Here is a 13,468-nt window from a genome sequence, read left to right as displayed (position 1 = left end):
AATAACTGGGAGACAAATACCATGCGTCTCGAAAACGATATCGCTCTTATTACTGGCGCAGCGCGAGGCATTGGGCGGGCAATCGCCGAACATTACGGCCGTGAAGGTGCTCGTGTCGCTGTGGCAGACCTCACGCTGGAAAGTGCACAAGACACCGTTGACGCCATAGAAAAAGCCGGCGGCACCGCAATGGCATTGGCCATGGATGTAACTAATGAGGCCGCCGTCGAAGAGGGCGTAGCCGCCATTGTAAAGGCCTGGGGTGGTCTGGATATTGCGGTAGCGAATGCCGGTATCCAGCATATAGATCCGGTACACAATCTGGCGTATGCGGATTGGCGGCGGGTGATGAACGTGCATCTGGATGGCGCGTTTCTGGTCACACGTGCGGCTCTGAAGCAAATGTACGCCAATGGTGGAGGCACTATGCTGTACATGGGATCAGTGCACTCGCTCGAGGCCTCGCCCCTGAAAGCTCCTTACGTGGCAGCAAAACACGGTATGCTTGGATTATGTCGCGCCGTTGCCAAAGAGGGTGCAGAGCACGGAGTTCGCAGCAACATTATCTGCCCTGGCTTTGTAAGAACGCCACTGGTGGATAAGCAGATACCGGAGCAGGCGAAAGAGCTGGGTATTTCCGAAGAGGAAGTCATCAGTAAGGTGATGCTAAAAAACACAGTAGATGGCAAATTCACCACCCAGGAAGATGTTTCCGAAATGGCGGTGCACTTGGCGGCCTTCCCTTCAGCCGCTCTTACGGGCCAATCTTTTGTTGTCAGCCACGGCTGGCACATGCAGTAAGTAACAGGAGCAACGGATGAGCGTTATTGAACAGTCCCCAGTAGTCTGGACTCCATCGGCAGGCGAATTGGCCAATAGCCAAATGGGTCGCTTCAAAACCTGGCTGGAAGAGCAGGGCTATGGCCCGTTTGCTGATTACCACGCGCTGCACCAATGGTCTGTTGATGACCTTGAAACCTTCTGGGCCAGTGTTTGGGACTATTGCGGGCTTGTTAGCGCAACGCCAGCGCTCAAAGTTCTGGGCAAGCGGGATATGCCGGGTGCCGAGTGGTTCCCGGGCATGAAGCTGAACTTTGCGGCCAACCTGCTGCGCCATGCAGAAGGCGAGCATGCCAATGAAGAGGCCGTGGTGGCCTACTGTGAAACACGCCCCGTTCTGCGCCGCAGCTATGGCGAACTGAAAGCCGATGTGGGTGCTTTGGAAGCCTTCCTGCGCAGCAAAGGCATACAAAAAGGCGACCGGGTTGCCGGCGTTGTCACCAACGGATACGAAGCACTCGCTGGCATGCTGGCAGCCACCAGTCTTGGTGCTATCTGGAGCTCTGCTTCGCCTGATTTTGGCGTGGGCGCGATTCTTGACCGGTTTGGCCAGATTGAGCCTTCTGCACTGATTGTTGTGAACGGTTATGGCTACGGCGGTAAAGTGCTGGCCCGCCAGAACGAATTTGCAGAGCTGATCGCCGGCCTGCCCACTCTGAAGTGCGTAGTGAATGTGCAGCAACTACCAGACGCTGAGCCGATTACAGGTGAACGGGTAACCACCTGGGACGACGCCATTGCATTTGGTGCGGGCGAAGCGCCTTCATATGCACCCGTCGACCCCGGCCACCCGGTATACATTCTGTATTCCTCCGGCACCACCGGCAAACCCAAGTGCATCGTACACGGCACCGCCGGCCTACTGGTCAATCACGCCAAAGAACTCATGCTGCACGGCGATGTAGGGCCGAATGACCGCTTTCTCTACTTCACCACCTGTGGCTGGATGATGTGGAACTGGCAGGCCTCCGCGCTGCTAACTGGCGCATCTGTTATCACGGTAGACGGCTCACCGGGCTACCCCAGCCTCAGCTTCCTTTGGGACACCGTAGCCGAAGAGCGCGTGACCCACTTCGGCACCAGCGCAAGATTCATTGCAGGCTGTCGCAAAGCTGAAATGGCACCGGCCGAAACCCTGGATCTGAGCAAACTGAGAGTCGTGTTCTCAACCGGCTCACCCCTGCTTCCCGAAGACTACGACTGGGTCTACAGCCAAGGTGCACCTAAAGCCCTGCTAGGCTCTATTGCCGGCGGCACCGACATCTGCGGTTGCTTCGTAGGCTCTACACCACTGTTGCCTGTGCGCCGTGGCGAAATCCAATGCCGCTTCCTCGGCGTCGACGCCGTAGCCTACGGCGATGACGGCAAGCCCGTAGACCAAGGGCGCGGCGAACTCGTCTGCCGCCAGCCCATGCCCTCCATGCCCGTCGCATTCTGGGACGACGCCAACGGCGAACGTTATCGCGAAGCCTACTTCGACACCTTCCCCGGCGTATGGGCTCACGGTGATTTCATAGAATTCACCGAACACGGCGGTGCCATTATCTACGGCCGCTCAGATGCCACCCTCAACCCCGGCGGCGTAAGAATCGGCACCGCCGAAATCTACCGCCAGGTAGAAACCGAAGCGGCTATAAAAGACAGCCTGGTAGTCGGCCGCCAGATCGACGGCGACGTAGAAGTGGTGCTGTTTGTAGTGCCTGCCGAAGGTCAGGAGCTCAGCGCCGATCTACTGAAACAGCTAAAAGCCCGAATCCGCACAGGCGCCAGCCCCCGCCACGTGCCCAAACACATAGTTCAAGTGCCAGACATCCCCTACACCCGCAGCGGCAAAAAAGTAGAACTGGCCGTCGCCCGCCTGATCAACGGCTCTACCAAAGCCGACAACCGCGATGCCCTGGGCAACCCCGAAGCACTGGACCAGATTCGCGAGCGGCTTGCTGAGGAAAACCTGTTGCCGAGAGGCTAATGTGACTGTTACGTCAAAAGCGTGCAGGAATGGAAGCGGTGACTTCTGGTGTAGATATGTTGGTTGGTGTTTTCTATCTTGAAATGCCGGTAGGCCACCGAAATGTCCGCGAAGCGCTGGGGGTAAGCCCTCCCAAAACTGTGCGGAGCCAGGGATGGCGGAGCCCAAGCGTCACATGGATGTGCCGAAGGAGCGTGTTTTGGGAGGGCTTACCGCCAGTGCGCTACTCCCAAGCCAATAGGCCAAAATGTTAGAAAGTTTCGTAAATTCCCACCAAATGATCCCCCAGATACCGAAGATCAAGGGTTTTTAGTCCGTTCTTATACTAAGATCGTAACCAAGCAGAACAAAAAAATGGTATCTTAGTAGGTCTATCAAAAGTTTTAAAAATCAGTCATAGCAATGCTCGGGCGTTCACAAGATGCTGGATCTAGCCATGACCGTCCTGAACCCACCTATTAGCCTGAGGACGAAAATGAAATCATCCAAAGCGAAGATTATCTACACACTGACCGACGAGGCGCCTGCCCTCGCAACACGGTCACTGTTGCCAATTCTGGAAACCTACGCCAAGCCGGCTGGTATCGAATTTGGAACCAGCGACATCTCCCTGGCGGCTCGCATTCTGGCGACCTTCCCGGACCACCTTGAGGAAGACCAGCGCGTTCCGGACGCACTGACAGAGCTGGGCGAATACACCAAAGACCCGGACGCCAACATCATCAAGCTGCCGAACATCTCGGCATCTATTCCGCAGTTGCGTGCGGCTATCAAAGAATTGCAGGATCAGGGCTACAAGGTTCCTGACTACAACGAAAACCCTGCAACCGACGAAGAAAAAGATGCGACCAAGCGCTATGCCAAAGTGCTCGGCAGCGCTGTAAACCCGGTTTTGCGTGAAGGTAACTCAGACCGCAGAGCGCCGACTGCGGTGAAAGCCTTTGCACGTAAATACCCCCACAGCATGGGAGAGTGGAGCCCGGCATCACGCACCCACGTAGCCCACATGCGCGGCGGCGATTTTTACTCTAACGAGCAGTCCGTAACCCTCGACAAGGCAACCAACGCCCGCATTGTGTTCGAGAACAAAAAAGGCGAGCAAACCGTTCTCAAATCCGACCTGCCACTGCAGGAAGGCGAAGTGCTCGACGGCATGTTCATGAGCAAAAAAGCGCTGTGCAAATTCTTCGAAGAGGTTATCGAAGATTGCGAAAAGACCGGCGTGATGTTCTCCCTGCACGTGAAAGCCACCATGATGAAAATCTCTCACCCTATCGTGTTTGGTCACGCGGTGAAGATTTACTACAAAGAGCTTTTCGACACGTACGGCGACCTGTTTGACGAAATCGGTGTAAACCCGAACAACGGCCTGTCGTCGGTGCTTGAGAAAATCAAGCAGCTACCAGAGTCGAAGCAGGAAGAAATCCAGGAAGCCCTGCACAAGACCTACGAGCACCGCCCGGAAATCGCCATGGTTGACTCCGTTAAGGGCGTTACCAACCTGCACGTACCGAGCGACGTTATTGTTGATGCTTCCATGCCAGCAATGATCCGCAACTCAGGCAAAATGTGGGCGCGCGACGGCAAGTTGAAAGACACCAAGGCAGTAATGCCTGAGTCTACTTATGCCACGATTTATCAGGAAATGATCAATTTCTGCAAAACCCACGGCGCCTTTGATCCCACCACCATGGGAACAGTACCGAATGTGGGCCTGATGGCGCAGAAGGCAGAAGAATACGGCTCCCACGACAAGACATTTGAAATCAAGGAAGAAGGCATTGTGCGCATCTTGGCTGAAGATGGCACCGTGCTGACTGAGCACAATGTCGAAGAAGGCGATATCTGGCGTGCATGTCAGACCAAAGACCTGCCGATTCGCGACTGGGTCAAGCTGGCCGTTACCCGCGCCCGTGCGACGGGCATGCCTGCCGTGTTCTGGCTCGACGACGAGCGTCCACACGATGCCGAGCTGATCAAGAAGGTGAATACTTACCTGAAGGATCACGACACCGAGGGGCTGCATATCCGCCTTGAGTCACCTGTGCGTGCTATTCGTTGGACGATGGAGCGTTTGATTCGTGGTCTGGATACCATCTCGGTAACCGGTAACGTGCTGCGTGACTACCTCACCGACCTGTTCCCGATTCTGGAGCTGGGTACCAGCGCCAAGATGCTGTCGATTGTTCCCCTGCTGAATGGTGGTGGCCTCTACGAAACCGGTGCTGGTGGATCGGCTCCCAAACACGTGCAGCAGGTTCTGCAGGAAGATCACCTGCGCTGGGATTCCCTGGGCGAATTCCTTGCCATTGCTGTATCACTGGATGAGCTGGGTGAGAAACACGATAACAACCGTGCGCGCCTGCTGGGCCAGACCCTCGACAAAGCTACCGAGCGCCTGCTGGAAAACAACCAGTCGCCTTCGCGGGTAACGGGTGAGTTGGATAACCGTGGCAGCCATTTCCACTTGGCTCGCTACTGGGCAGAAGAGCTGGCATCTCAGGATAGCGACAAAGAGCTGAAAGAGTTCTTCGCCAAGATGTCTGCACAGCTTGAAGAGAACAAGGACAAGATTCTGGAAGAAATGAGCGTTATCCAGGGTCATCCTGCCGATATCGGTGGCTACTACCACCCACCCAAAGAAAAGGTGGAGGCAGTTATGCAGCCGAGTGCAACCTTCAATGCAATTTTGAAGGATGCCCGTGCATCGGTGAAGTAACCTCTGGCTTTATCCGGGCAGTGCGCCCGGATGCTTGAGACAAGAACCCGGAAAGCCTGTAATCGGCGCTCCGGGTTTTTTTATGCCTGCTGCAGCGGTACCAGAGTTCCGCCAGTCAGTTTGGCCAGATCGGCCGGTGAAAGCTCAATCTCCAGCCCACGGCGCCCAGCGCTCACGTAAACTGTTTCAAAGTCTTCTGCAGAGGCATCAATAAAGGTTTTCAAGCGGTTCTTCTGGCCCAGAGGGCTAACGCCTCCCAGTACATAACCCGTGCGCCGCTGCACTTCTTGCGGGTCTGCCATTGCAGCCTTTTTGCCGCCGGCAGCCTTGGCAATCAACTTCATGCTTAACATGCTGGTAACCGGCACCACGCCTACTGCCAGGGTTTTACCATCGACAGCGACCACCAGGGTTTTGAAAATACGCGCAGGATCAACCCCCAGCTTGTCGGCCGCCTCATTACCGTACCCTGCACTGGCAGGATCGTGCTCGTACTCGTGGATAGTATGAAATACGCCGGCTTTACTGGCTGCATCGATACCGGGTGTCATAAACTGGCCTCAGAAACAGTTGATTTGCCCTCTGATCAACTGCCTATAATAACAGTCAACACTAGCAAGGCGTACCTGATGAACCCAATAGCCCGTCGTGCACTGCACAGTTGCAAGGTTCCCAAGGATTTATCGACCGTTACCCAGCGCGATACCACCGGTGAAAACCCGGAAGCCGTAGGCATAGACACCCGCACCGTTGACAACATCTGGAAAAGCGTCGAAGCCTTGTATCGCACCGGAGTTCACCCCGGAATCCAGATATCCGTGCGCCACAGGGGAGAGCAAATACTGCATCGGGCCATTGGCCATGCCAGTGGAAACGGCCCCCATGAGCCTGCCGGCACGCCGAAAATAGCCATGACCACCGACACCCCTATTTGTTATTTCTCGGCATCCAAGGCGGTCACTGCTCTACTGATGCACATGTTGGTTGAGCAAGGCCTGGTAAATCTGATGGACCCTGTGTCCTATTATTGCCCGGAGTTTGCACAAAATGGCAAACGTACCATCACGGTGCATCAGATCCTGTCCCACAGGGGCGGCATTCCGTCCATTCCGAAAGACACGCCCATCGAGGTACTGTGGGATCAAGAGGAAATCTGGCGCCTGCTGTGCGAGTCCAGGGCCGTGGCGGTAGACGGCGCCAAGGTGGCCTACCATGCGATAACCGGCGGCTATGTTCTGCAAAGGGTGCTTGAAAAAGTCACTGGCGACACCATCGAAAACTACCTCGACAAGCATATCCGCCAGCCCATGGGCATGAAGTGGTTTACCTACGGGATCGAGGCAGAGAACCTGCATGAGTTGGCTACGAATTACGCGACCGGGCCAACGCCCCGTTTCCCGGTGTCGTGGATTGTAAACCGCGCCCTTGGCGGCGACATCTCAACCGTGGAGCAGGTAACCAACAACCCCCTGTTTCAGGAAGCGGTGATCCCCGCCGGTAATCTCTGCGGCACTGCTGAAGAGATGGGCCGGTTCTTCCAGATGATGCTCAATGGCGGTGCCTGGAACGGCAAGCGCATCTGTAATGAGATTACCGTTCGCCGGGCCATTCAGCAGTTCGGCTCCTTGCAGATTGATCGCACCATGATGATGCCTATGCGCTTCAGTGCCGGCATGATGCTGGGCGGCAACCCCGTTGGCTTGTGGGGGCAAAGAAGCCGGTATGCATTCGGCCATGTCGGGTTGATCAATAAGTTGTGTTGGGCCGATGCGGCGCGGGATATCTCCGTCAGCCTTCTCAACACCGGGTTCCCGATTGTGGGGCATCACATTCCGGCGCTGGGTAAGTTTGTATACACCATTGCCCGCCAGTTCCCGCTGCGCCCGGAAAGCGAGCGCCCTGTGGTCGCCTTTTGAGGCGGTCATTCAAAGGGTTCTGAGCTGATCTTCAAGAATACCGAGTACGGACGAAAGTATGTCCCGGAAGTCTGTCAGCGTTTGAGTGCGCTGAATGACGTCCTCGCGGCTTTCGTCCAGCCTTTCCAGTTTTGGTACAACACGGCGAATACCTTCAGTGATCACCTCATAGGGGTAGTGGTGATCCTGAATGCTGAGCTTGTTTATCTCGGACACTTCCTGGCTGAAAATACTGATGATGTCGTACAGCATGTCCTTGTGCGCGATGTTTGAAGCTTCCCAGTAGGCGTCGTCTAGCAGTTCAAGCAAAGACAGGTATTCCCTGAGGGTGTCGGCAACGGATGTCGGGCTCATACACAATCCTGTTCACTGTGAAATTGATAATGGGAACTATAGCAGCGGATTTGCCGGGATTCTCTGAGTGTGGAGCTGTTGTCTGAATTATTGCGTAGAAGTGAAACTCTGTTCATTTTGTTGCACTTTGTTAGACAGTTGTGCAAACTGCAGTTTGATGAAGGAACCACGGCAACTCAATGGATGAGATACGCAATGGATAAGCCAAGAAATCCCTACGAAGAATTCCCCCCCTCGCCCCGGCAGGTTCGGCTCGACCACCACGACAGTGTGCGTACTCACGTGCATCAACAAGTCTGCACCGAAGTGGAACGCCTGGAGCGCCGAATCGAAATTTTGCGACTGGCCAAAGCGCCCCATGTGGCGGTCATGATTTCAGCTTACGAGCGCATGATCGACCGCAAAAAGGGCTTTTTGCAGAATTGGGAGATGGATGGTCGGCGTTATTACTGACGAGTATCGATTGTGACCATATCGTATTCCAACACTTGTGCGCCGTCTGTTTGGTTGCCGCAATTGTCAGGGTAGTTTGAGGGCTTATCTTTCGATATAAACACCTTCACGCGTGACGTGTTGTATTGAAATACAGCCTTGACGCAATCTGGCTCAGTGCCATCGACTGTAATGCCGGAAGTCCCTGTAAGCATAAGAGTGTCTCTTTGTAGCGATACAAATTCTTGCAAAAGTTCCACTTTTCCTCGGGTGTGGCCCTCAAGACTCGTTGCTGAGTACTCCGGCATATTAAACCCGATCGCGCCAAAGTTTTCTTTTGCGTAGCGCCCACTCCAGGAGGCACTGGCGAGTTCTGGAGTGGAGCTGCTGTTCTGGGCTGGAGGGGTGGCGACAAACAGCATTGCCCGGAAAACTTTCCCCATATTTGCGTTGTAAGTCCAATCCAGCATTCGGTAGATCCAGGTGCGATCTTCCGGAGGGGTGTTCTCATCACTGTTGTATTCCGAGAAACGCGTCAGGACTTGATTTGCAGGGGTGTTATAGGTCGCGGCCCTATTATCTCTGATGCTTGAGATCATGAGTCGCCGACCTTCATTAAAATTATCGACTTGTCCGGAGCGAATGACTTCATTCATCAGGTCGACCGGATTGCGGGTGCTTATGTAGTCGGTGCCACTTTGGGTCGGGACAATATTTAAATAAGCGCCAAGATGCTCGCGCAATTGGGCCGCAAAGCCGTTGTCGTCTCCTGCAACCAAAGGTTCTACTCCCCGGTAAACATCACGGAAAACGGTGTATTTCAATACGGGCTCAACGCCTTCTTTATCTTGAAGTATGAATGTTGCGAGCGAGTAATCCACGTTAGTCGCAGGATTAATCCCTGTAGGCCCGGTATCCGCCATCTTGCACCCGCTGATGCCAAAGAGTGCAATTGAGATAGCGGTGAAAAAGCAGGAGTGTCTCATTTCAGAAGGCCCTGAGGTGCGAAGTCAGCCATAAACGGCTAAAGTAAATACCCGCGGGGCGGTCTGCCCCGATCCGACTGCTGACAATAAACCATAAAACAGGCTCATGCCCGCGCGGAGATCACATTTTGCAGCAACGGTGTAAACCGGCTTCAGGCAACGCAGTGCAGTGGCTGCTTGTTGTGATATGCCTTGTCACGGTTATGGTGCCGGGCTTGGTGAGTGCTCAAGAACAATGCCGTAACGGCCAGCTTGTTCTGGACAGGGGCACGGAAAGTGTCCGCGATTTTGGCGGTTGTATCCTGTATTTGGAGGATGCAGGCCAGCTCTACCTTTTGTCAGACATCCTCGCCATGGAACCAGAACGGTTTACCCGGCATGAAAACGGTGTGCTGAACTTTGGCTATACCGAATCAGCTTACTGGATTCGCTTTGACGTGCATGCTGATACCAGGCGGAACAGTAAAGAATGGATTCTCGAGCTGGCCCTTCCGCTAGTAGATGAAGTTGTACTGTATATGGTGCGCGACGGAGAGCTCATCGATCAGCGCAAGGCCGGCTATCATGATAACTGGGCAGAGCGTGATCTGGCGGTGCCCAACCCCACGTTCCGGCTGGATCTGGAGCCCGGTAGTGTTTCATCTGTGTACCTGCGCATTATCAATACCAATACCTTCCGCCTGCCCATCAGCCTCTGGAGCCCCGACAGCTACATTGAAAAGGTGTCGGTAGACGAAATTATCCGTGGAGCGCTGCTGGGTAGTTTGCTTGCCATTCTGGCTTATAACCTGTTTGTTGCGGTGTCCGTTCGTGAGCGCAGCAACATCTACTATGTGCTTTATCTGGTGTCTGCCGGGGTGTTTATCGCCACCGAGCAGGTTCACGGAATTCAGCTCCTGGACAACCGCCCTGCGTTGTTCAACAAGGAGTACCTGCACCTTCAGATTACGATGACCTGGTTCTGGGGCCTGTTGATGGCCCGGGCACTACTCGAAACCCGCACCCGATCTTTGGATCTCGACCGGGTTTTGATCATGTGCCTGTATTCTGTGCTTCTCACTTTTGTGCTGTCGCTGTTCGTTCCCTATCACATTGCCATGGAATGGATTGTTATAGGGTCGATGCTGCTCTGTCTCATTTTGATCGTGGTCAGCTATTTGTCCTGGCGCTATTACAACCCTGCGGCCCGTTCCTACTTTTTCGCCTGGACGCTCGCCCTGGTGGGCTTTGGTGTATACGCCCTGACGGTCATGGGTTACTTGCCGCTTAATGCTTTCACCGGTTACGCGCCCCAGATAGGGCTCACCGCGCAGATAATCCTGTTTTCTTTTGCCCTGGCAGATCGAATCAAACAGGTCCAGGGCCAGGCACTGAACTGGAGCCGGCGGGCGCTATCCAACTTGCAGCGATACCAGTCACTGTTTGATAACGCCATTGAAGGTGTTTTTCAGATGTCGATAAATCGCCGGTTTGTAACGGCTAACCCGGCTATGGCGAGCCTGATGGGCTTCAGTAGCAGCCGGGAGCTACTGGAAACTAACCCCGATGTATTGGACGCATGTATTGCCGATGACAGACTGCGTGAGCTGGTGGTTGAACAACTGCAAGCGCGGGGCACGGTAAAAGGCGTGGAAGCCCGTTATCTGACCCGGTCAGGAGACGAGCGCTGGGCCATTATCTCGCTACACACCGCATACAATGCCGAAGGCGATCCTACCCATCTGGAAGGCACGTGTGTTGATTCCACAGAAAGTCATCGGCGCCAACGTATTGAACGTGAGCGGGAGCAGGAGCGGCTCGAGAAAGAGCTGGCCCGTAACTCAGCGGAGGCTAAAAGCCAGTTCCTTGCCAATATGAGCCACGAGATCCGCACGCCGCTGGCGGCCATTATTGGCTACGGCGAAACGCTTATGGACCCGGATCTTGATGAGCAGGAAAAACGCAGCAGCGCGGAGACCGTCGTTCGCAGCGGTCGCCACCTGCTGGAACTGGTGAACGACATTCTTGACCACTCTAAAATCGACGCCAACAAACTGGATGTTGATGTGATCTCGGTAAACCTGCCCGAGCTTCTGGATGAAATCCGCGCATTTTTTGCGCCCCGGGCTCGGGAAAAAGGGCTGGATTTCAACGTAGTTTGTGAATTCCCGCTGCCTGAGCAAATTCAGACCGACCCCACACGTTTGCGCCAGATTATTATTAATTTGTGTGGAAATGCGCTTAAGTTTACTGAAAAAGGATCGATCTCCCTGGCGATCCGATGCGAGCGCCAAGCGGAGGTTCTGGTTGCCCGCATTGTGGATACCGGGATTGGTATGAAGCCAGAACAGATAGGCCGGTTGTTCGACCCCTTTGCCCAAGGCAGCGCTGCGATCTCACGGCAGTATGGCGGCACGGGCCTTGGCCTGAGCATTTCACGCAGGCTGGCGGAAATGCTTGGTGGCAGTATCCGTGTCAGCAGCACATATGGAGAAGGCAGTGAGTTCGAGCTATCCATATGCACCGGTTCTCTTGAGCAGGCTCATTTCCTGCGGGATGCCTCTGAGCTGAGTCAGCTCCGCCGTAGCATCCCGATGACTCTGGCACCGCGTCTGTCCGGGCGTATACTCTGTGCGGAAGATAACGATGTGAATCGGCGTCTGGTGTCTTTGCTGGTGGGCCGTACGGGTGCTGAAATAGTGCACGTTGGCAACGGTGCGGAAGCTCTGGAAATGGCCATTCGGGAGCCGTTTGATCTGATTTTGATGGACATTCAGATGCCGGTGATGAATGGCCGCGATGCTACCGTGGCGTTGCGGGAGGCGGGGGTGAATACGCCGGTAATTGCGTTAACCGCTAATGTCATGACCGAGGATATTGCCGATTACCGGTTGGCGGGCTGCAATGAGCACCTGGCCAAACCCATCGACAAACAACAATTTTACGAGGTTTTGGCGCGTTACCTTGAGGTTGAAACAGGTAGTTCCGCAGTGCCCCTGCAGAAACATTGGGGCAAAGTACTGGTAGCTGAAGATAATGCCGGGAATCGGCAGTTGGTAGAGCGAATGCTGACCCGCCTGGGCCTTGAAGTGGTGTCTGTCGCGTCAGGTGACGAAGCCGTGCGCAAGGCACTTTCAGATACAGTGCAACTGGTGCTTATGGACAGGCACATGCCAGAAATGGATGGAGTTGAGGCAACCCAACTGCTTAGGCAGGCAGGTTTTCGGCGCCCAATTATTGCGTTCACTGCGGGCGATCAGCAAGAAACCGATGCACTGCGTGAGGCAGGCTGCGACGGAGTGCTGGAGAAGCCGATTGACGAACATCGATTGCAAGCACTGCTGGGGCGCTTTCTGGATTCCGGCCCCGCTGAAATAGAGGCAGAAGACGAAGCTATGCGTCGCCTGGTAGCCAGATTTCTGTCGGGGCTGGTCACGCGCCAGCAACGAATGAAGCAGGCAATGGCAAACCATGACCGGGAAGTGCTCCAGACGGAAACGCATCAGATAAAGGGGTCTGCTGGCACCATGGGCTACCCCGAAATGACCGTTCAGGCAGGCATTGTGGAAGCACTTGTAAAGGAAGCTGATCCCGTGTGGAGCCAGATACAAAGCGAGTTTGCCGTACTGAATAAGATGATCGAGCGTGAACTAACCCAGAATGAAACAGGATCAGATCAATGAGTGAGCGCCAGTTCCACCGTGAACAGCAGTCCATGAGCATGATGTACGGCACCTATGCCGACGTACTGTTCGTGCTTTTTCCGTTTCTTGTTATTGGCATGCAGCGTCTATGGGACGGCCGCCTCTACGAGATGCTGATGCATGCAGACCTGAGCATAGCGGCGGCCATTCTTGCCGGACTGGCCATAGGGAAGTTCGTTTTGGGGCTGGTGATTAATCGGGATCTTGGCCGTTTCAAGGAGCGTATTGTATTCTTTATCGCTCTGACACTGTTTGTAGTGCTGGGGCCAGCCATCATCCTTATACTGAGCATCATAAGTGGCGCTGAGGTGCCTGGATTCGTGGCGTTTGTGCAGCCGATTCTGCTCATTCTTGCTATATCGCTTTATTCTACGGCGGTGGGCATCAGCAATATTTTGACCCGCGACGATGGCCAGGATGTTTATGGTTCTGGCGCCGACGGGAAAGCCGTAGAGCCGGGCAACCCGGCCAGAGCTGCACATGCGCCTCTGGACCTTCCCCGGCACACAGGCACAGATTCGTGGTAACCCATGCGATACGAAAAACCCGCACAACCTGCGCCCGACGAA

Annotated in this window: 10 protein-coding genes; 7 read left to right on the top strand and 3 right to left on the bottom strand. The window is 54.7% G+C overall.

Annotation, left to right across the window (positions count from 1 at the left end; all coding sequences use genetic code 11):
- Positions 1 to 21 precede the first annotated feature (21 nt).
- The 3 genes from AADB16_RS02205 to AADB16_RS02195 all read left to right on the top strand — a co-directional run bounded on the left by AADB16_RS02205 (position 22) and on the right by AADB16_RS02195 (position 5,528).
- Complete coding sequence (locus tag AADB16_RS02205) at positions 22 to 801, top strand: 3-hydroxybutyrate dehydrogenase (RefSeq protein WP_309044109.1); 780 nt, start codon at positions 22 to 24, stop codon at positions 799 to 801.
- A 16-nt stretch (positions 802 to 817) separates the two neighbouring features.
- Positions 818 to 2,809, top strand: a complete 1,992-nt coding sequence (locus tag AADB16_RS02200; RefSeq protein ID WP_410801092.1) for an acetoacetate--CoA ligase — start codon at positions 818 to 820, stop codon at positions 2,807 to 2,809.
- 475 nt (positions 2,810 to 3,284) lie between these two features.
- Complete coding sequence (locus tag AADB16_RS02195; protein ID WP_410801090.1) at positions 3,285 to 5,528, top strand: NADP-dependent isocitrate dehydrogenase; 2,244 nt, start codon at positions 3,285 to 3,287, stop codon at positions 5,526 to 5,528.
- Between the two features lie 80 nt (positions 5,529 to 5,608).
- Here AADB16_RS02195 and ybaK read toward each other — a convergent pair whose 3' ends face one another.
- Positions 5,609 to 6,079 carry a Cys-tRNA(Pro) deacylase gene (gene ybaK, locus AADB16_RS02190; protein WP_410801088.1) on the bottom strand — a complete coding sequence of 157 codons (471 nt, stop codon included), beginning with the start codon at positions 6,077 to 6,079 and terminating at the stop codon, positions 5,609 to 5,611.
- 78 nt (positions 6,080 to 6,157) lie between these two features.
- Between ybaK and AADB16_RS02185 the strand changes: the two genes are divergently transcribed.
- The gene (locus tag AADB16_RS02185; protein ID WP_410801086.1) at positions 6,158 to 7,444 is read left to right on the top strand and encodes a serine hydrolase domain-containing protein; all 1,287 of its coding nucleotides are present in this window, start codon (positions 6,158 to 6,160) and stop codon (positions 7,442 to 7,444) included.
- 9 nt (positions 7,445 to 7,453) lie between these two features.
- Here the strand turns inward: AADB16_RS02185 and AADB16_RS02180 are convergent, their stop codons facing one another.
- Positions 7,454 to 7,798 carry a hypothetical protein gene (locus tag AADB16_RS02180; RefSeq protein WP_298451288.1) on the bottom strand — a complete coding sequence of 115 codons (345 nt, stop codon included), beginning with the start codon at positions 7,796 to 7,798 and terminating at the stop codon, positions 7,454 to 7,456.
- A gap of 195 nt (positions 7,799 to 7,993) precedes the next feature.
- On the opposite strand from AADB16_RS02180, the gene AADB16_RS02175 reads away from it, so the two are divergent.
- Positions 7,994 to 8,251: a hypothetical protein gene (locus tag AADB16_RS02175; protein ID WP_410801085.1), complete on the top strand. Its 258-nt coding sequence runs from the start codon at positions 7,994 to 7,996 to the stop codon at positions 8,249 to 8,251.
- Here the strand turns inward: AADB16_RS02175 and AADB16_RS02170 are convergent.
- Positions 8,245 to 9,111, bottom strand: coding sequence for a hypothetical protein (locus tag AADB16_RS02170; RefSeq protein ID WP_410801083.1), 867 nt, complete (start codon positions 9,109 to 9,111; stop codon positions 8,245 to 8,247). The two genes, AADB16_RS02175 and AADB16_RS02170, sit on opposite strands and share 7 nt — an antisense overlap.
- A 308-nt stretch (positions 9,112 to 9,419) precedes the next feature.
- Here AADB16_RS02170 and AADB16_RS02165 point away from each other — a divergent pair, with 308 nt between their 5' ends.
- Together AADB16_RS02165 and AADB16_RS02160 are read left to right on the top strand one after the other, a co-directional pair.
- A complete protein-coding gene (locus AADB16_RS02165; protein WP_410803557.1) occupies positions 9,420 to 12,878 on the top strand; it encodes a response regulator in 3,459 nt (1,152 codons plus the stop codon).
- Positions 12,875 to 13,426: a hypothetical protein gene (locus AADB16_RS02160; RefSeq protein WP_309044103.1), complete on the top strand. Its 552-nt coding sequence runs from the start codon at positions 12,875 to 12,877 to the stop codon at positions 13,424 to 13,426. Before AADB16_RS02165 ends, AADB16_RS02160 begins: the two co-directional genes overlap by 4 nt.
- Positions 13,427 to 13,468: the final 42 nt, after the last annotated feature.

Source organism: Marinobacter sp. KMM 10035 (genome assembly GCF_046537445.1).
Taxonomy (GTDB): Bacteria; Pseudomonadota; Gammaproteobacteria; order Pseudomonadales; family Oleiphilaceae; genus Marinobacter; species Marinobacter sediminicola.
Note: the sequence above shows the minus strand (reverse complement) of the source record. Positions and strands in the feature narration are given on the sequence as shown.